The sequence below is a fragment of the Amycolatopsis halotolerans genome (assembly GCF_042647905.1).
Classification (GTDB): domain Bacteria; phylum Actinomycetota; class Actinomycetes; order Mycobacteriales; family Pseudonocardiaceae; genus Amycolatopsis; species Amycolatopsis halotolerans.
In genome coordinates this window covers 303,513-322,025 of record NZ_JBHRWI010000016.1, presented here as the reverse complement: position 1 = coordinate 322,025, position 18,513 = coordinate 303,513, and the positions used below count along the sequence as shown (strand labels likewise).

14 protein-coding genes and 1 riboswitch are annotated in these 18,513 nt (G+C 70.7%); of the genes, 2 read left to right on the top strand and 12 right to left on the bottom strand.

Annotated elements, in window-relative coordinates; all coding sequences use genetic code 11:
* Positions 1–139 precede the first annotated feature (139 nt).
* The 5 genes from ACFORO_RS13770 to ACFORO_RS13750 form a co-directional block, all read right to left on the bottom strand.
* Positions 140–343, bottom strand: coding sequence for a hypothetical protein (locus ACFORO_RS13770; protein WP_377870072.1), 204 nt, complete (start codon positions 341–343; stop codon positions 140–142).
* 41 nt (positions 344–384) lie between these two features.
* A complete protein-coding gene (locus ACFORO_RS13765; RefSeq protein ID WP_377870073.1) occupies positions 385–1,347 on the bottom strand; it encodes a Ppx/GppA phosphatase family protein in 963 nt (320 codons plus the stop codon).
* Between the two features lie 159 nt (positions 1,348–1,506).
* The gene (locus ACFORO_RS13760; RefSeq protein ID WP_344284942.1) at positions 1,507–2,547 is read right to left on the bottom strand and encodes an LLM class F420-dependent oxidoreductase; all 1,041 of its coding nucleotides are present in this window, start codon (positions 2,545–2,547) and stop codon (positions 1,507–1,509) included.
* Positions 2,548–2,631: 84 nt separating this feature from the next.
* Positions 2,632–3,837, bottom strand: coding sequence for a fumarylacetoacetase (gene fahA, locus ACFORO_RS13755; RefSeq protein WP_377870074.1), 1,206 nt, complete (start codon positions 3,835–3,837; stop codon positions 2,632–2,634).
* A complete protein-coding gene (locus ACFORO_RS13750; RefSeq protein WP_377870075.1) occupies positions 3,834–7,148 on the bottom strand; it encodes a DUF885 domain-containing protein in 3,315 nt (1,104 codons plus the stop codon). Before ACFORO_RS13750 ends, fahA begins: the two co-directional genes overlap by 4 nt.
* A 604-nt stretch (positions 7,149–7,752) precedes the next feature.
* Between ACFORO_RS13750 and ACFORO_RS13745 the strand changes: the two genes are divergently transcribed.
* Positions 7,753–9,141: an AsnC family protein gene (locus tag ACFORO_RS13745; RefSeq protein ID WP_377870145.1), complete on the top strand. Its 1,389-nt coding sequence runs from the start codon at positions 7,753–7,755 to the stop codon at positions 9,139–9,141.
* Positions 9,142–9,147: 6 nt separating this feature from the next.
* Here the strand turns inward: ACFORO_RS13745 and ACFORO_RS13740 are convergent, their stop codons facing one another.
* Together ACFORO_RS13740 and lspA are read right to left on the bottom strand one after the other, a co-directional pair.
* Positions 9,148–10,074 carry an RluA family pseudouridine synthase gene (locus tag ACFORO_RS13740; RefSeq protein WP_344284934.1) on the bottom strand — a complete coding sequence of 309 codons (927 nt, stop codon included), beginning with the start codon at positions 10,072–10,074 and terminating at the stop codon, positions 9,148–9,150.
* On the bottom strand, positions 10,071–10,679 hold the full coding sequence (gene lspA / locus ACFORO_RS13735; RefSeq protein ID WP_377870076.1) for a signal peptidase II: 609 nt from the start codon (positions 10,677–10,679) through the stop codon (positions 10,071–10,073). The genes ACFORO_RS13740 and lspA overlap by 4 nt, the downstream gene beginning before the upstream one ends.
* A 97-nt stretch (positions 10,680–10,776) precedes the next feature.
* Between lspA and ACFORO_RS13730 the strand changes: the two genes are divergently transcribed.
* Positions 10,777–11,268 carry a hypothetical protein gene (locus ACFORO_RS13730; RefSeq protein ID WP_377870077.1) on the top strand — a complete coding sequence of 164 codons (492 nt, stop codon included), beginning with the start codon at positions 10,777–10,779 and terminating at the stop codon, positions 11,266–11,268.
* Between the two features lie 212 nt (positions 11,269–11,480).
* Here the strand turns inward: ACFORO_RS13730 and ACFORO_RS13725 are convergent, their stop codons facing one another.
* The 5 genes from ACFORO_RS13725 to ACFORO_RS13705 form a co-directional block, all read right to left on the bottom strand.
* Positions 11,481–12,812, bottom strand: coding sequence for an aminotransferase class V-fold PLP-dependent enzyme (locus tag ACFORO_RS13725; protein WP_377870078.1), 1,332 nt, complete (start codon positions 12,810–12,812; stop codon positions 11,481–11,483).
* 40 nt (positions 12,813–12,852) lie between these two features.
* Positions 12,853–12,967: riboswitch (SAM riboswitch) on the bottom strand.
* Positions 12,968–13,063: 96 nt separating this feature from the next.
* Complete coding sequence (locus ACFORO_RS13720; RefSeq protein ID WP_377870079.1) at positions 13,064–14,542, bottom strand: potassium/proton antiporter; 1,479 nt, start codon at positions 14,540–14,542, stop codon at positions 13,064–13,066.
* Positions 14,543–14,641: 99 nt separating this feature from the next.
* Positions 14,642–15,337: an ArsR/SmtB family transcription factor gene (locus ACFORO_RS13715; protein ID WP_354750512.1), complete on the bottom strand. Its 696-nt coding sequence runs from the start codon at positions 15,335–15,337 to the stop codon at positions 14,642–14,644.
* Between the two features lie 48 nt (positions 15,338–15,385).
* Positions 15,386–17,038 carry a penicillin-binding transpeptidase domain-containing protein gene (locus ACFORO_RS13710; RefSeq protein WP_377870080.1) on the bottom strand — a complete coding sequence of 551 codons (1,653 nt, stop codon included), beginning with the start codon at positions 17,036–17,038 and terminating at the stop codon, positions 15,386–15,388.
* Between the two features lie 71 nt (positions 17,039–17,109).
* Positions 17,110–18,501, bottom strand: a complete 1,392-nt coding sequence (locus ACFORO_RS13705) for an amino acid permease (RefSeq protein ID WP_377870081.1) — start codon at positions 18,499–18,501, stop codon at positions 17,110–17,112.
* Positions 18,502–18,513 lie beyond the last annotated feature (12 nt).

Genomic DNA, 18,513 nt, shown 5'->3' with positions numbered 1-18,513 from the left:
ACGCTACTGAGAAAACCTCATTGGGTGCGTTCAGCGCACCGAACGCCACATTGGGTGCATCCGACGCACCCAATGCCACATTGGGGCGCTCGCCGCCGTAGGCAGCCAGCCCGGTGTCCGCGCTAACCGGCATCGCCACTCACGACGGCGCGTCGTCCGTGCCCGGCACCCGCGGCACCTCGTCCGTCCGGGAGGGGCTCAGGTCCGGTCCCGGCGCGGTGGCCACCTCGCCGGGCAGCTCGTCCGAGTCCGGCAGTTCGCGGTTGCGGCGCGCGGGGAACGGCGAGTCCTCGTCGTCGTCCTCGGGCCGGTCGCGGGGGTGGAATTCGCTGCGCGGGGTCATGGTTCCGGGATACCCGGTTTATTGCCCTCGCACCAGGGAGTTCACGCGGCCGGACGCGATCGTTGCTTACCGGTCGCGTCCGTGAGCTGGTCCAACAACGTCAGCAGGAGCCCGTCTCGCGTCGACCACGGGCAGATCGTCAGCTTCCCGCCCGTGACCGTCAGCAGTGCCTCCGCAACGACCGCGCCGCCGAGCGCTTGCTGGGCCCGCTGCCGCGAAATCCCCGGCAATTGCGCCCGCCGCGCGAACGGCATCGCCGACAGCCGAGGGATCCACGCGCGCACGTCGTCCAGGTGCAGTTCGCGAGTCTTGCCTGGCCGGTCGCCTGCCAGCCGCGCCAGTTGCCGCAGCACCTTCGAGCAGCCGACGACCTGATGATCGGCCAGTTCGGCCTGCACATCGCCCAAAGCAGCGGCGACTTCCTCCAGCACGTGGTCACGCAGTGCCCGCACTTGCTTGCTGCGCACCGGCGGTTCGGCGGGCAGCCAATCGCGAGTGACCGACCGGGCGCCCAGCGGCAGCGACCGCGCGAAAGTGGCCTGCTCCCCGGCTCCGGCGGACAGCTCGACCGTGCCGCCGCCGATGTCAAGCGCCAGCAGCGGGCCGCCGGACGCGCCGTACCAGCGGCGCGCGCCGACGTACGTCAGCTCGGCCTCCCGGCGCCCGGAGAGGAACCGCAGTTCGACACCGGTTTCGCGGGCGATCTCCTGGACCGCGTCACGGGAGTTGACCGCATCCCGGATTGACGACGTGGCCAGCGGAAACACGTCCTTGACGCCGTGCTCGCGGGCGAATTCCATACCGCTGGAAACAGCCTGGGAAATGGCCGCGATGCCGCACTTGCTGAGCCGTCCGTCGTCGTCGAGTTCCCGGTCGAGCCGCAGCCGGGTCTGGTGCGTGAGAGCCGGGTCGAGCGGGGATCCGCCGGGTTCGAGCACGACAAGCCGGGCGCTGAACGAACCCACGTCCAGCACCGCGGCGGCGGATCCTTCGATTCTGCGCACAGCCCGGCCTACCTCGCTTTCGCCCCGCCCGGATTCCCCGTTGAACCCGTTCTTACTCCCGAATTCGCGCCACGCGCGGCGGAGTTGACGGCATTTCGACGGCGGCATCGACCCGAAGTGCGGTTTTTTCACACCCCAGTGGCCCGCATCATACCGGACCTATCCGAGCAGCTCCTTCAGCTTGGCGACGGCGGCCACTCGCGCCTCGCGTCCGGGCTGCAGCGGGTTGACCGCCAGGGTCGTCGCCCCGGCCTCCTTGAACGCCGCCAGCCGCTCCTTCACATACCCCGCCGGACCGACCAGCGAGGTGGCGCGCAGCAGCTCCGTCGGGACCGCCGCGGCGGCTTCTTCCTTCTTGCCGTCGAGGTACAGGTCCTGGATCTTCTTGGCCTCGGCCTCGTAGCCGTAGTTGCAGGCCAGCGTGTTGTAGAAGTTCTTGCCGCGCGCGCCCATCCCGCCGATGTACAGCGCGAACACCGGGCGCACCCAGTCGAGCAGGCCCTCGACGTCGTCGCCGATGGCCAGCGGCGGCGCGGCGAACACGTCCAGCTCGCCCAGCTCCGGGTCGCGCTTGGCCTTGCCCTCGGCCAGCGAGGCACCCCAGACGTCGGCGGCCTTCTCCGGGTGGAAGAAGATCGGCTGCCAGCCCTCGGCGACCTCGGCGGCGAGCGCGACGTTCTTCGGCCCGAGCGCGGCGAGCACGACCGGGATCCGCTCGCGCACCGGGTGGTTGATCAGCTTCAGCGGCTTGCCGAGACCGGTGCCCTGGTCGGCGGGCAGCGGGATCGTGTAGTGCTTGCCGTCGTGCACGACGCGCTCGCGCTTCCACACCTGGCGGCAGATCTCGATGATCTCGCGGGTGCGGCCGATCGGCGCGTCGTACTTCACGCCGTGGAAACCCTCGATGACCTGCGGCCCGGACGCGCCGAGGCCGAGGGTGAAGCGGCCGTCGGACACGAAGTCCAGCCCGGCCGCGGTCATCGCGGTGAGGCTCGGCGTGCGGGTGTAGATCTGGAAGATGCCCGACATCAGGCCGACGCGCTCGGTCTTCGCGGCGAGGTAGCCGAGCTGGCTCACCGCGTCGAAGCTGTAGGCCTCGGGGACGAACACGATGTCGAGTCCGACCCGTTCCAGCTCCACGATGTCCGCGACGCTTTCGGCGAACCCGCCCGAGTAGCTGACGCCGGTGCCGATCCTCATCGATCCCTCATTCCCGTGCCGGTCGACTGTGACTAAGCGTTTGCTCATTATGCGGCCACTCGGGTGACGACGCTACGGCGTGGGTCACACCACAGCGGGCGCCACCGTCCCGCGCACCTCGCCGAACCCGATCCGGGCCCCGTCTGGACCAGGGGCGGAGGCGGTGATGACGACCTCGTCGCCGTCCTCCAGGAACGCGCGCGTCTCGCCGCTGTCGCCGAGCGCGAGCGGTTCGCGACCGCCCCAGCTCAGCTCCAGCAGCGAGCCGCGCTGGTCCTTCGCCGGGCCGGTGACCGTGCCGGACGCATACAGGTCGCCGGTGCGCAGGCTCGCGCCGTTCACCGTGAGGTGCGCGAGCTGTTGCGCGGCCGTCCAGTACTGCGTGGCGAACGGCGGGCTGGACACGAGGTGGCCGTTGATCCGGATTTCCAGCGCGAGGTCGAGACTCCACGACTCGGCGCCGCGCAGGTACTCGAACGGCTCTGGATCCTGCGCGGGCTGCGGCACCCGGGCGTGCTCCAGCGCGGCGAGCGGGACCAGCCACGGCGACATCGACGTGGCGAACGATTTGCCGAGGAACGGCCCGAGCGGCTGCATTTCCCAGCCCTGCAGGTCGCGCGCCGACCAGTCGTTGACCAGGCAGACGCCGAACACGTGGCGCGGGAACTCGTCGATCGGCACCGGAGCGCCCAGTTCGGAGCCCACGCCGACGACGAAACCGACCTCGGCCTCGAAGTCGAGCAGGCTGGACCTTCCGAACGACGGTTCGGTCGCCTTGCGCGGTTTCCGTTGCCCTGCCGGGCGAATCACCGGCGTCCCGGACGCGACGACTGTGCCCGCCCGCCCGTGGTAGCCGATCGGCAGGTGTTTCCAGTTGGGCGGCACCAGATCGTCCCCGCCGCTGAAGACCCGGCTGGCGTTGAGCGCGTGCTGCTCGCTGGAGTAGAAGTCGACGTAGTCCGCGACCTCCACCGGCAGATGGCTCCTGATCTCGTTGCGGGGCACCAGATGCGGCCGGATCCGGTCGGCGTGGCGCGGTTCGCTGAGCCATTCGCGGACCCGTGCCCGCACGTCGGCCCAGACGTCCGGGCCGGCGGCGAGCAACGGGTTCAGCACGCCCGCGCCGAGCAGGCGGCCGAAGGACTCCCCCTCGGCCGCCGCGCTCAGGTCGAGCACCTGGTCTCCGACCGCGACACCGGCCCGGCGGGTCCGCTCGCCGTGCGAGAAGACGCCGTAGGGCAGGTTGTCGAGGCCGAAGAGGGTGTCGGCCGGAAGGTCGAGCCAGGTCACGCGGACGCCTCCGCGATCCACGCGCCGACCACGGTGTCCAAAGCGGACAGCGGGAGGATTCCGTTGCCCAGGATGACGTCGTGGAACGCGCGGATGTCGAACCGGTCGCCGAGCGCCTTTTCGGCCTCGGCGCGGACGCGCTGGATTTCCAGCCGTCCCACCATGTAGCTCAGCGCCTGGCCCGGATTCGCGACGTACCGGTCGATCTCGGCCTCGATCTCCATCTTCGCCATCGGCGTGTTCTCGACGAGGTAGTCGACCGCCTGCTGGCGGCTCCAGCCCAGCGCGTGCAGCCCGGTGTCGACCACGAGCCGTCCGGCCCGCATCGAGTCCTGGGCGAGCATGCCGAAGCGGGCGACGTCGTCGGAGTACAGGCCCATCTCGTCGGCGAGACGCTCCGCGTACAGGCCCCAGCCCTCGATGTAGGCGTTGAACGGCGCGATCCGGCGCAGCAGCGGCAGATCGGTGAGTTCCTGCGCGAACGTGAGCTGGAAGTGGTGTCCCGGAACGGCTTCGTGGAACGCGATGCCCTCGCTGGTGAAGCGCGGCCGCGAATTCGCCTCGTAGGTGTTGGCGTAGTACGTGCCGGGGCGGGAACCGTCGAACGCGGCCTGCAGGTAGTAGGCGATGGTGCCGCTCGCCGCGTCCGCCTCCGGGACCGGTTCGACCTCGCACTTCGCGTCCGGCACCCGGGAGAACCATTGCGGGGCGACGGCTTCCGCCCGGACGATGGCCGCCCGCGCGCCTTCCAGCAGCTCCTCGCCGTCGCGCCAGCGCAGCTCCGGGTCGGTGCGGAGGCGGTCGAAGATCTCCGCCAGTTCCCCGGTGCCGAACACGCGGGCGCCCAGTTCGCGGTACTCCTCGGCCAGTTTTTCGCCCATCCGCAGACCGGTGTCGTGCAGTTCCCGCGCGGTGCGGTCGGTGGTGGTGTGCACGCGGATCAGGCCCTGGTACTTCTCCAGCCCGCCCGGCAGATGGCTGATGCCCGGCTGGCTGTCCGTCTTCGACACCGGCAGGACCTCCTCGGCGAGGAAGTCGCGGTAGCGCCGGTACGCGGGCCGCACGACCTCGGCGAGCAGCCGGTCGCGCTCCGCGGCGAAGCCCTCGACCTCGACCGCCGGCGTGACGCGGAACGGATCGCCCTCCTCGTTCGCGAGGTACCGCTCGACGTACTCGATCCCGATGCGCACCAGGAAGTCCGGCGGCGCGAACCCGTCCGCGACGGTCGTCCGCTGGGCCTCGATCACCGCGTCGAGATAGCCGCCGACCGCCGCCAGCCGGGTGAGGTAGTCGCCGGCCTTGTCCGCGTCGTCCGGGACCAGCGCGGGGAGAATGGTGACCAGGTTCAGCGCGGGCGAGCTGAACCCGTCGCTCACCGCGAACCCGGACAGCCGCGAGTCGATCGTGTCGATCGCGCCGCGGGCGTGCGTGCGCACCACCTCGCGGGTGATGACCTCCGACGCGGTCAGCCCGGCCGGGTCGATCGCGTCGGCGCGCTCGGCGATCGCGGCGTACCCCGCCCGGTGGCGCTCGGCCGCGGCGAGACTCGGGTCGGCGAGTTTGGTGTGGTCGCCGGGAAGTCCGAGAACGGTCCGCTCCAGCGGTTCCGCCTCGAAGCTCAGCTCGACCAGTTCGTCGGCCAAGCCGAGGACGGTGTCGCCGTGGCCAGCCACCCACTCGGTGACCACGGCGTCCAACACCGACAGCGGCAGGGAGCCGCCGGAGAGGATCGTGTCGTGGAACGCCTTGATGTCGAACCGGCTGCCGAGCCGCTGTTCGGCCTGCTCGCGCAGCCGCTCGATTTCCAGCCGCCCCACCATGTACGCGAGCGCCTGGCCCGGGAAGCCGAGGTACCGGTCGACCTCGGCCTCGATCTCGACCTGCGCCATCGGCGTGTGCTCCAGCAGGTAGTCGACCGCCTGCTGGCGGCTCCAGCCCAGCGCGTGCAGGCCGGTGTCGACGACCAGCCGCCCGGCCCGCATCGACTCCATCGTCAGCATGCCGAGCAGCGACACGTCCTCGGAGTACAGGCCCATCTCGTCGGCGAGGCGCTCGGTGTAGAGGCCCCAGCCCTCGGCGTACGCGGTGAAGTTGCCGACGCGGCGCAGCAGCGGCAGGTCAGTCAGGTCGAGCGCGGTGCTGAGCTGGAAGTGGTGGCCCGGGATCGCCTCGTGGAACGCGATGACCTCGGCGGTGTGCCGGAACCGCTCGGTGGCCTGGTAGGTGTTGGCGAAGTAGACGCCGGGCCGGGACCCGTCGGCGGCGGGCGGCATGTAGTACGCCGGGGGCGCGCCGGGCGCGGAATCCTCCGGCACCGCCTCGACGGTCCACGGGTGCTGCGGGATGTGGCCGAACCAGTTCGGCGCCTCGGCCTCGGCGCGGGAAATCGCCGTGCGGGCGGTTTCGAGGAGGTCTTCGGCGCTGGTCCAGCGCAGCTTCGGGTCGGTGCGCAGCCGCTCGAAGATCTCCGGCAGCTCGCGGGTGCCGAACACGCGCTCGCCGAGGGCCTGGTACTGCTCGACCTGGCCGGCGATCACCGCGAGACCGGTGTCGTGCAGCTCCTGCGGGGTGCGGTTGCTGGTGGTGTGGGTGCGGGCGAGGCGGGCGTAGATCTCGTCGCCGCCGGGCAGCCAGGAGACGCCGCCCTTGTCGTCCGGGCGGCCGTGCGGGAGGACTTCGGCCTCGAGGAAATCGCGGTATTCGCGGAAACCGGGGCGGGCGACGTCCCGGAGGATCTGCTCGCGACGGGCGGCGAAGTCCTCGGCCGGGGCGGGCTGGCGCAGCAGCGGGTCGTTCTCGGGCTCGGCCAGGTAGCGGTCGAGGTGCGCGATCGCGGCCTTGACCAGGCGTTCGATCGGCAGGAGACCGGCGGCGATCCCGTCGCGGTGGCGTTGCGCGACGGCGCGGAGGTACTCGGGGATCTCGCTGAGCCGCCCGAGATGCGCCTCCGCGGTTTCGGCGGTGACCGTGATCATCGGCAGCGCGGACAAGAGCCCGGAGGCGGGGCCGACGAACAGGTCGGTGACGGTGAAGTCGACGACCCGGCTGTCCATCCGGTCGAGGGTTCCGTCGACGGAGCTGAGCAGGACGTCGCGGGTGACGCGATCGGCTTCTTCGAGCCCGGCCGGATCGACGGCCTCGGCGCGCTCCCGAATCGCGACGATATTCTCGCGGAACGCCGCCTCCGCCGCGGCCGACGGATCACCGAGGCCCGGCGCGTCCGGCCGGATGCCGAGAATGGCGGCGTCGAGCGGTTCATGGTCGAACGACGCCTCGACGAGCTCGTCGGCGAGATCGGAAACGACGGACATCGGCGGTGACCCCCAGGGTAGGCGGAGAAGGTGCGATTCCGACCCTAATCGAGACGGGGGCGGCGACGCCCGTGTCCGGGGTCGACGGCCTTCTTCCGGGCGCAGGAACGTTCCGGGCCGTGGAACCTGGGGACGTTGCGGGAGGAGCTGGTCAGGCCGGAGGGGCAGCGGGCGACCCCGGAGCGCGGTCCGTCGCGGGCGCCGGTTGCGCGTCCCGGGCCTCGGCTGGTTGGCACCGCCCTGGCCGGGACGCGGGGAGGGCTCCGGTTCCGCATTGGCTGCTCCCGACGGCACGATCCGCCAGACTCCTCGGACCGCCGGTGTTTCGCCGTCCGTCGCGGTCGCGCAGGGTGCTGGTTCCGCGTCGGCTGCTTCCGACGGCACGACCCGCCAGGCTCCCCGGCCAGCGGTGTTCGGCTATCCGGCGCGAGGCACGCCGGGCACCGGTTCCGCGTCGGCCGCCCCCGACGGCACGACCCACCAGGCTCCCCGGCCAGCGGCTGGCCAGCGGTGTTCGGCTGTCCGTCGCGGTGGCGCGGGGCACGCCGGGCGCGGTGGTGCGGCCGGGTCCGGCGGGCGAGGCGGTAGCGTTGCCGGAGTGGCCGTGACCGATCCCGCCGACATCCGCCTGCTCGCCGCGCTCGCCGAGCTGGGCAAGGGTGCTGTGCACGAGCTGGCGGCGAAGGTCGGGATGGATCCGCGGGAGGTCGCGTACCGGCTGGTCGCGCTGTCCGGCAGCGGCTTGCCGCTGCTGGTCGGGGTCGAAAGCGACCCGCAAGGTCTGCGTGCGGCGATTTCGGGGGCTCAGGCTTCGTGGCAGCGTCCGCAGGCTCCGGGGTATCCGGGCGGCGGGCCCGGGTCGGCGCCGTTCCCCGCCGCGCCGATGCAGGGGGCTTCCCGGATGCCCGGCTCGATGCCGCCCGGCCTCCCTCCGGCACCAGGCTCCCTGCCCTCCGGCCCCGCTCCGGCACCGGGCCCCATGCCCTCCGGCCCTCCCGCGGCGCCGATGCCGAATGGCCCGGCGTCGTCCGGGATTCCGGCTTCGGGCGGGATGGCACCGCCTCCGGGGATGCCGGGCGGCGCTCCCGGCGCGTCCGGTCCGCACCCGCCCGGGCAGTCCGGGATCCCCGAATCGGCCGGGATGCCGGGACATTCCGGCCCGCATCCGCCGGGCCAGCACGGCATGCCCGGACCGGGAACCTCCGGCGCGTACCCGCCCGGGCAGACCGGGATTCCCGCGACCGGACCAGGTTCGCCGGGACAGCACGGCATGCCCGGCCCCGGGACCACCGGCGCCTACCCGCCCGGGTTTCCCGCCGCGGCACCGGGAACCTCCGGCGCGTACGCCCCCGGACCGGCCGGGATTTCGGGCGCGTATCCCCCTGGACCCAACGGGATCCCGGGGATGTCCGGCGCGTACTCCTCCGCGCAGACCGGAATGCCCGCCCCCGCGAACGTCTACAATGGACAGTCTGGGCCGTACCCGGCTCCGGACCCGGCCGTCAGCACGTGGGGCGTCCCGCAGACCGCTTCCTGGGCCCGCGGCGACGACCCGAAGCCCGCCGCCGCACCGGTGAAACAGGGGCGGATCGGCGAGACGATGCAGTCGCAGGGGCTCGAAGGGGAACAGCTTTCCGTGCAACTGCTGGAAGTCCAGGACCCCGCCGACTTCCTCTTCGGCGCGGCCGGCTACCGGCTCGAGGACGGCGAGCGCGCGGTCGTCGTGCACACGGAAATCACCAACCGCGGGCCGATTCCGTTCGCCTCGCTGCCGGACAACTATCTCGAACTCGTCACCGACAGCGGCGAAACCGTCGCGAAAGCCCCGGTTTCGCTGACGTCCCGGCCGCCGCACAAAATCGGCGTGCAGCCGGGCGAGACGCTCGGCGGGCACACCGTTTACGTCCTTCCGACCGCGACGCGGGTGGTCTCGGTGCGCTGGAGCCCGCGGCCCGAGCCGGACGAGCGCACCCTGACCTGGGCCGTTAACTAGCTGGCGCTAGTTCCCGTCGCGCAGGATCTCCAGCGCACTGGCCAGATCGTCCGGATACTCCGCCTCGAACTCCACCCACCGGCCGTCCGCCGGATGCGCGAAACCCAGCGTCCGCGCGTGCAGCCACTGCCGCGTCAAGCCGAGTTTCCGCGCCAGCACCGGGTCCGCCCCGTAGGTCAGGTCCCCGGCGCACGGGTGGCGCAGCGCGGAGAAGTGCACGCGGATCTGGTGGGTGCGGCCGGTTTCCAGCTTCACGTGCGCGAGCGAAGCCGCCCGGAACGCCTCGACCACCTCGTAGTGCGTGACGCTCGGCCGTCCGCCCGCGACGACCGCGAACTTGTAGTCGTGCCGCGGGTGGCGGTCGATCGGGGCGTCGATGGTGCCGCGGGTCGGGTCGGGATGGCCCTGCACGACGGCGTGGTAGCCCTTGTCGACGGTCCGTTCCTTGAACGCCCGCTTCAGCACGGTGTACGCGTGCTCGCTCTTGGCCACCACCATCACCCCGGTGGTGCCCGCGTCGAGCCGGTGCACGACGCCCTGTCGCTCCGCCGCGCCGGACGTCGAGATGCGCAGCCCGGCCGCGGCGAGTCCGCCGACGACCGTCGGGCCGGTCCAGCCGGGGCTGGGGTGCACGGCGACGCCGACCGGTTTCGAAATCACCACGATGTCGTCGTCATCGTGCAGGATCTTCATGCCATCGACCGGCTCCGCGACGATTTCCGCCGGACGTTCCGGTTCCGGCAACGTCACCTCGAGCAGCCCGCCCGCGGACAGCCGGTCCGATTTGCCCGCCGGATGGCCGTCGAGCAGCACGTCGCCCGCCGCCGCGAGGTCCGCGACGACGGTACGGGAGAGTCCGAGCAGTTTGGCCAGCCCGGCGTCGACGCGCATCCCGTCGAGCCCGTCGGGGACGGGCAGCATGCGCGCGCTCACTCGGATTCCTTCTTCTTGCCGCGGGTGGTGGTGCCGTCGTAGTCCTTGCCGAGCAGGGACAGCAGCACGATCAGCGCGCCGCCGACGCAGATCGCGGAGTCGGCGATGTTGAAGATCGCGAAGCCCTGCCCGTTGGGCGCGAACGCGGAGATGAAGTCCACGACGTGCCCGCGCAGCGGTCCGGGCTCGCGGAAGAACCGGTCGGTGAGGTTGCCGAGCGCGCCGGCGAGCACGAGCCCGAGGCCGATCGCCCAGCCGACCGAACGCAGCCGGCGCGAGATCCACACGATGGCGATCACGACGCCGGTCGCCACCAGCGCGAGCACCCAGGTCATGCCGGTCGCCATCGAGAACGCGGCACCCGGATTGCGGATGACCTGCAGGTAGATGAGCCCGCCGAGGATCGGCTTGGGCTCCTTGCCCTCGAGATTGGCGACCACGAGGTTCTTCGTGATCAGGTCGATCGCCCACAGCAGCGCCGCGACCGCGAACACCACCCAGACCCGCCGCTTGGGCAGCGGCGTGCCTTCCTTGGCAGCCCCCTGCTCAGGCGGTTCCGCAGACGGCTCGACCTCGGATTCGGACGGCGAAGGATCGGTGCTCACACCCCCATTGTCCACAACCGCGCCCAACCAGGTCACAGCGGCAGTCCCCCACCGAAATTCAGTCGCCCGGCCACCCCCGTCCCGCCATCCTCACTGCATGCCCGCCGAGATCCCCGCCCCCGCCGTGGCCGCCGCCTGGATCGCCCTGAACCTCTCCCCCACGAACGACCTCCCCCTGTGGGCAGCCCACTGGCTAGCCGAGGGAGAGGACGGCGAACACCTGCGCCACCTGGCAGGCCTCTCCCGCACCGAACCACGAGAAATCCACGACGTGCAGCAGTCCGCCCTAGCCGACTGCCACACCCCCATCCCCACCGCAGCCGACGCAGCAAAAGTCGCCTTCACCCACCTGGCCCAACTGCTCCTCAACGGACACCTCAGCGAACGCGCCCTGCTGAACGACCTGCACACCATCATCGTCCGCACCAACTACTCCGACAGCGTCGTCAAGCTGCCGTTGGCGCAAGTCTGGATGCTGGACGAAGAGTGGGACCAAGGCTGGGGACGCCCGGAAGAGCAAATCAAAGAGGCGGTCCGCGCAGCCTGCCAAGCCCAGCTAGACCACACCAGCCAGACAAACCCAACCTGACCACACCCAGCCAGACAAACCCAACCTGACCACCACGCGGGATCGCGCCGGCGTTTGGGGGCTGAGCGGCGTGACAGGCCGAAGGCCCCTCACGCCGCTCAGCCCCCAAACGCCGGCTTAAAAGCGATCCCGCCCGCGGCGGCGAAGCCGACGCCAAAAACACAGCTGGTGAGAGACCCCCGAAACCCGCCCCCACCACCCCAGCACCACCATCAAGCACAAAACCCCGGCAACTCCCGCGTATCCCCCACCGGAGCCCACCGCCCATCAACCTTCGTGTACTCCCACCGAGCCCCCCGAGCGACAATCTGCCGCAACGCCAGCACCAACCGATCCACGTGCTCCTCGGTACTCCCCAACCCGAGACTCACCCGAACAGCCTGCTGCCCCTCCCCGCCGGCCTCGCGAATCAACCGCCGAGCAGCCACATGAGCACAGAACGCCCCGTCCCGCACCCCAATCCCGTACTCAGCCGACAACACCGCCGCCAGCCACCCCGGCTCAAACCCGTCGACGACAAAACTCACCGTGCCAACCCGATCCACCGGCGCGTCAAAGAACCGCAACTCGGCACATCCAGGCAGCCCGGCCAGCCCCTTCCGCAACCGCTCCAGCAACGCAGCCTCATGCGCCCCGACGGCATCCCACTGAGCCGCCAACTGCTCGCAAGCCACGCCCAACGCATACACCCCAACGGTATTGGGCGACCCAGCCTCGTGCCGCTCCTCGCCGCTGTTCCACACGACGGCTTCCTCAGTCACCAGCTTGGTCGCCCCGCCACCGGCAAGATAAGGCTCAGCGGCCCGCAACCAGTCGCTGCGCCCGATCAACGCCCCAGCCCCAAACGGCGCGTACAACTTGTGCCCGGACAACGCGACGTAGTCGACATCCAACTCCCGCAACGAAATCCGCCGATGCGGCGCAAGCTGAGCAGCGTCCAACGCCACCCGGGCCCCATGCTTCCGAGCCACCGCAGCGATCTCGGCCACCGGCAGCAGTTCGCCAGTCACGTTCGAAGCCCCAGCGACAACCACCAACCGAGGCCCCTGCGGACATTCCGCCAGCGCTTCGTCCACAACGGACACTGCGGCAAGCCGAGTCCGCGGCAACTGCACCCGCCGGACATTCGGCCCCCGCCACGGCAGCAACGCGGCATGGTGCTCGCTGTCGAAAACAACAACAGAAGTCTTACGCGGCAACGCTTTCGCCAGCAGATTGAACGCATCAGTCGTGTTGCGAGTGAAGATCACCGAGTCCCCGCTGCGAGCGTCCACAAACCGACGCAACACACCCCGGGTCCGCTCGTACAACCGAGTGGAAACCTGCGAAGCAAACCCAGCACCGCGATGCACGCTGGCATACCAGGGAATAAACTCGTCCACCGCCGAACGCACCGCGTCCAGACACGGCGCACTGGCCGCGTGATCAAGGTTGGCGTAACCGATGTCGCCGCCCGTCACCAACGGCACCCGCAGCGACGCACCGGCCACAGTGGGAACGGCGGGAACAACAGTTTCGGTGGACCGGTCGAGTGCGAGAGTCATGACGGCGCCTCCTCGGCGTTCCGGGGGACCCCCGGCGAGGGGCCCGCGCTTGCCCGTCGCGCTGCGCGACCGGCCTGGTCCTCACCCGGGGCACCCCACCGCGGTAGGAGGGTTGCCGGCCAGCAAGCCGGGGCTTCGTGCTGGCACTCATGACCTGAAACCGACGATAGCGGAAGACCAGCGAAAGAAACCAGACCCGTCTCGTGATCTGAGACGGCAGTCACAAGGAGAGTCCACAAAGGACAGAGAAGTCAGGCTCCGGATTCGCCGTGCCAGCGGGCCAGGCGACCAGCTCGGTCAACCGCCCGGATCCGCCGTTCGGTCGCGTCGCGGTCGGCGGCGGTCGTGACCACCAAAAGCTGGTCTTCGACCTGCAACCGGCTGGTTTTCTGCGGCGTGAAGCCTGCTCCCCCGCGCACCACGAGACTGACCGTCGCACCGGCGGGCAACCGGAGCTCCGACAGGTACACGCCGTGCAGCTTCGACCCCTTCTGGATGCGCACCTGCAGCAGTTCCGCGCCGAGTTCGTCGAGCGGCGCGGAATCGACCTCGATCTCGTGCGCCTGCGTCGCCTTCGCCAGCCCGAGGATCCGCGCGAGCGGGCTGAGCGTCGCGCCCTGCAGCACGGTGAGCACGATGACGAGCACGAAAACCGCGTCCACGAGCCGTTGCGCGCCGGGCACTCCTTCGGACAGCGGGATCATCGCGAGCACGATCGGCACCGCGCCGCGCAGGCCCGCCCAGGACAGGAACGCCTGGTCTCGCCAGGGCAACCGGAACGGCAGCAGCGACAGAACCACCGACAGCGGCCGGGCGAGCAGCAGCACCACGGCACCCGCCACCAAACCCGGGATGAGCGCTTCGAGCAGCCGGGTCGGCGACGCGAACAGGCCGAGCAGCACGAACAAGCCGATCTGCGCGAGCCAGCCGAGCCCTTCGGCGAACGACAGGGTGTCCGACCGGTGCGGCAGCTTCGAATTCCCGAGCACCAGACCGGCGACGTAGGTGGCCAGCAGGCCGGACGCGTGCGCCAGCTGTCCCGAGGAGTACGCGAGCACGCACACCGCCACCGTGGCGAGCGGGTACAGACCGGTCGCCGGGAGCGCGGCCCGGCGCAGCGCCTGCGCGCCCAGCCAGCCGAACGCGAGGCCGAGCACCAGGCCGGTGAGCAGTTCGTAGACCACCAGCAGCGGCAGCGACCAGTCGACCGCCTCGCCGGACGCGAGCACGACGACCGCGATGTAGGCGGGCGCGTCGTTGATGCCGGATTCCAGCTCCAGCGCGCCGACGAGCCGCTTGCCGACCCCGGCGGTGCGCAGCACGGAGAACACCGCCGCGGCGTCGGTGGACGCGAGGACCGCGCCCCACAGCAGGGCGAGCCGCCAGTCGAGGCCGAGCAGCCAGTGCAGAGCCGCGCCGGTGACCGCGATGCTGATCACCACGGCCACTGTGGACAGCAGGATTCCGGGCCCCAGCGAGGGTTTCACCGCGGACCAGCGGGTGGTGAGCCCGCCTTCGGTGAGGATCAGGACGAGCGCGGCGAGCCCGAGCGACTGGGTGAGCGCCGGATTGTCGAAGCGGATGCCGAACCCGGCCTCGCCGAGGACGACGCCGATCCCGAGATACAGCAGCAGCGACGGGAATCCGAGCCGGATGGACACCCGCACCGCGATGACCGAGACGACCAGAACCAGCGCGCCGACGCCCAGCACCATGGGAAGCTCGTCCACTCGCCCGCCTCCCTCCCGTCGCCCGCAGGCGTCCAGAATAGTGAGGCAGTGTCCGGTTCCCGAGCCCGCACCACCGATGCGGGGGACCACCAACGTGTGTTACGACGCCTGGGCGGCACTCACCGTCGCGAGATCGACACCGAGCGCGGCGAACGGACCCCGCGCGCCGGGCAAAACCCGGACCGCGCGCTGCTGGTCCCGCGTCAGCCATCCCGCCTCGACCGCCCGCTCCAGCACCGCCGCCGGAACCACGCCGGCGAGGTGCTCCCGCCGCTCTGTCCAATCCAGACAGTCGCGCAGCAACGGCCGCCGCGGCCGATCCGGGACCGGCACGCCGAGATCGGCCAGCACCTCGCGTCCGGTGTCGGTGAGCGCGAGCCCGTCCGACACGTCGATCAGGCCCCGATCGACCATCCCGTCCCGCAAAGCGACCCCGAGCGTCCCGGCCAGATGGTCGTAACAACTGCGCGCGAACGCCAATCGCTGCACTCGCAACGAAGTCCGCAGCCCGGACGGCTGTTTCAGTTCGGCATGCTGCGCCAAATGCTCGATCAACTCCGCAACCCGCGGATTCGCGAGCCGCACGTACGCGTGCCGCCCCTGCTTCACCCGGGCCACGAACCCAGCCTCGGCCAATCGCGTCACGTGCTCGCTGGCCGTCGAGACCGCGATCCGCGCCGCGGCGGCCAGTTCGCCGACCGTCCAGGCGCGGCCGTCGAGCAGCGCGAGGCACATGGTCGCGCGGCTCGGATCGGCGAGCACGGCGGCGACCTCGGCCAAGGCGACAGTTTCCATGGTCCTACGGTAGAGCGCGGATGCTTCGGCCGCGGCCGAACTGAGCCGCTACAGCGCGTCGAGGAACTTCGCGCCCAGCGAGACGGCCGGTTTGGAGTCGTTGGCCCCCTCCAGGAACACCGCGAACGCCAGGTCGCCGCGGTAGCCGACGAACCAGCCGTGTGCCTCCGCGCCGTCGCCGAACTGCGCGGTGCCGGTCTTGCCGAAGACCGAGCCGGAGTGCGACAGCCCGGTCGCCGTGCCGCCGGTGACGACCTCGCGCATCATCCCGCGCAGCGCCGACAGCACCGAGCCCGGCGGCGGGTTGTAGCCGGTGTTGACCTTGGTGCCGTCCGCCCACAGCCGCGGCACGACCGCGCGCCCGGACGCCGCGGTCGCCGCCATCACCGCCGCTCCCATCGGGCTGACCTGCACCTTTCCCTGGCCGATGCCGTCCTCGACCTGCTCGTCCGCGTTCGCCGCCGGGTCGACGCGGCCCAGCTCGGTGGACAGGCCGCTGATCCCGAAGTCGGCGTTGAGGCCGAACTGGGTGGCCGCCTTCGCGAGCCCGTCGGCGGGCAGCTGCGACGCGAGCCGGGCGAACGTGGTGTTGCAGGACTTCGCGAACGCCTTGTGCACGGTGGTCGCGCCGAGGTCGAACCCCTCGTTGGAGAGCGTGCGGGTGCCGATCCGGTCGGTCAGCGGGCACGGAACCGAGGAATCCGGCGTGACCAGCCCGGCTTCCAGCGCCGCGGTCGCGGTGACGATCTTGAACGTCGAACCCGGCGCGTACTGGCCGCTGAACGCCGACGCCGCGTTGGTGACGTTGCTGTTCTGCGCCACCGCGAGCAGATCGCCGGAAGACGGCTGGATCGCGACGAGGACCGCCTTGCCGCGATACCCGTCCACCGCCGCCTGCGCCGCGCTCTGAGTCGCGAGGCTGAGCCCAGTGGCAGCCGGTTTGTGGTCGCCTTCGGGGTTCCCGAAGAGCGTCTCCTGGCTCTTGCCCGACGCGTCCACGCGCTCGACCGCGAAGGCTTCGGACGCCTGCCCGTGCCCGGTGAGCGCCGAACGGAGCAGCGGGAACGCCTTGTCGTCAGCCAGTTTCAGCCCTCCGCTGCCGGAGACGACGAGCGGTTTGCCGTCGCGGTCGACCACGGCCGGAACGTCCGAGGACGCGATCGCCAGCCGCTGCCCGGCTTCGAGCTTCGGGTGCAGCACCGTCGGCGCCCAGTGGACCCGCCATTTGCCCTGCGCCTGGACGAGGCCGAGGTTGCCGGTGTACGTCCAGGTGTGCCCGGGGCCGAGGTTCCAGGTGACGGTGTAGGCCGCCGTGGCCTTGTCCCCCTGCGCCACGCCGACGTCACCGAGCTTGGTGGTCAGCTGCGTGGGCCGAAGCGTCGCCCACGCGTCCTGCAACGCGGACGAGGCGTCCGTCGGAGCGTCGGTGGCTTTGCTGGCCGTGTCGGCGTCCTTCGCGCCGAAGGCGAGCAGGTACGTGCGAGCTGCCGACGACGGGTCGTTCGGCTCCGCCGCCGTCGATCCCGGCTCCGGCGTTGCCGCCGTCGATCCCCCGCCGCGGAGCAGCACGAGCGCCGCCACCACGATCCCGACCACGGCCAGCGCGCCGCCGATCAGCACGCCCTTCTTCCCGGCAGGACTCACCGTCGCATCCCCCTCGCCCCACGCGGTCCGCCCGCGTCCCTGGCTCAGCTTGCCCATCGCTGAACGGAACCGGGCGTTACCTCGGACAACGCGACAAATTCGTGATCAATGCCGAGCCGTATAGGTCGTTATACAGTCTGGTCGGCCTTCCGGCGGGCGCGTTGCCACCAGATCCCGGCCACGACCAGCACCGCGACCAGGATTCCCGAGCTGATCAGCTGGATTCTGGCGTCGTGGTCGCCGAGCATCACCGCCAAGATGGCCACCATCGCGACAAGGGTCACCCACGTCAGGTACGGGAAGCCCCACATCCGCACAGTCAGGCTCTCCGGCGCGGTGCGCTCCAGTTGACGGCGCACCCGCAACTGCGTGCAGGCGACCAGGATCCACACGATCAGCAGCACCGAGCCGACCGCGTTCAGCAGGTATTGGAAGACGGTGTCCGGCCAGAGCGCGTTGAGCGCCACGGCCACGAAGCCGAACAACACCGAAGCCGCGACGGCGAAGACGGGCACGCCGCTTCGGTCCACTTTGGTCAGTGCGCGCGGGGCGTGTCCGCGTTGGGCCAGCGAGTACACCATGCGCGCCGCGCCGTACATGTTGGTGTTCAGCGTGGACAGCAGGGCGAACAGGATGACGACGTTCATGATCTGCCCGGTCGCCGGGATCCCGATGCGTTCGAGCACCGCGGCGAACGGGCTCTGTCCGGCCTGGACGCTCGTCCACGGCAGGAGCGAGACGATGACCAGCATGGAACCGACGTAGAACACCGAAATCCGCACGACCGCGTTGCGCACCGCCCTGCCGACGGCGTGCGCGGGATCGTCGGACTCCGCGGCGGCGATGGTCACCACTTCCAGGCCGCCGAAGGTGAAGACGACGGCGAGCAGTCCGGTGCCGACGCCCTGCCACCCGTTGGGCAGCAGGCCGCCGTGGCCGAGGAGATTGTCGGTGCCGACGAAGGACGTACCCGGAAGCACGCCGAGGAACGCGAGCACGCCGAGGACCAGGAAGGCCACGACCGCGACGACCTTGATCAGCGCGAGCCAGAACTCGAGCTCGCCGAACCGGGACACCGCGGTGAAGTTGATCGCGGTCAGCACCGCCATGAAGATCAGGACCAGCACCCACTGCGGAATGCCCGGCAGCCAGCTGTTGACGATGATCGCCGCCGCGGTGGCCTCGACGGCGAGCACGACGACGAGCGCGGCCCAGTACAGCCAGCCGATGGCGAACCCGGCCCACGGCCCGAACGCGCGCTCGGCGTGCACCGAGAACGACCCGCTGGCCGGGATCGCGGCGGCCATTTCCGCCATCATGCGCATGACCAGCATCGCCAGCGTGCCCGCGAGCACGAAGGACAGCACGATCCCGGGCCCGGCGAGCTTGATCCCGACGCCGGAGCTGACGAACAATCCCGAACCGATCACGCCGCCCATCGCGAGCATGGCGAGGTGCCGCTGGCGCAAGCCGGCGGCCAGCCCCTGGGCGGCCGGTTCGGCGGCGGCTTCTGAAGTCATGGGGAATCCCTA

Excerpts from the sequence above, each read along its gene's own strand:
- ACFORO_RS13715 (WP_354750512.1), bottom strand. The coding sequence starts at position 15,337 with ATGGAAACTGTCGCCTTGGCCGAGGTCGCCGCCGTGCTCGCCGATCCG.
- ACFORO_RS13730 (WP_377870077.1), top strand. The coding sequence starts at position 10,777 with ATGCCCGCCGAGATCCCCGCCCCCGCCGTGGCCGCCGCCTGGATCGCC.
- ACFORO_RS13710 (WP_377870080.1), bottom strand. The coding sequence starts at position 17,038 with ATGGGCAAGCTGAGCCAGGGACGCGGGCGGACCGCGTGGGGCGAGGGG.
- ACFORO_RS13760 (WP_344284942.1), bottom strand. The coding sequence starts at position 2,547 with ATGAGGATCGGCACCGGCGTCAGCTACTCGGGCGGGTTCGCCGAAAGC.
- ACFORO_RS13705 (WP_377870081.1), bottom strand. The coding sequence starts at position 18,501 with ATGACTTCAGAAGCCGCCGCCGAACCGGCCGCCCAGGGGCTGGCCGCC.
- ACFORO_RS13770 (WP_377870072.1), bottom strand. The coding sequence starts at position 343 with ATGACCCCGCGCAGCGAATTCCACCCCCGCGACCGGCCCGAGGACGAC.
- ACFORO_RS13725 (WP_377870078.1), bottom strand. The coding sequence starts at position 12,812 with ATGACTCTCGCACTCGACCGGTCCACCGAAACTGTTGTTCCCGCCGTT.
- ACFORO_RS13750 (WP_377870075.1), bottom strand. The coding sequence starts at position 7,148 with ATGTCCGTCGTTTCCGATCTCGCCGACGAGCTCGTCGAGGCGTCGTTC.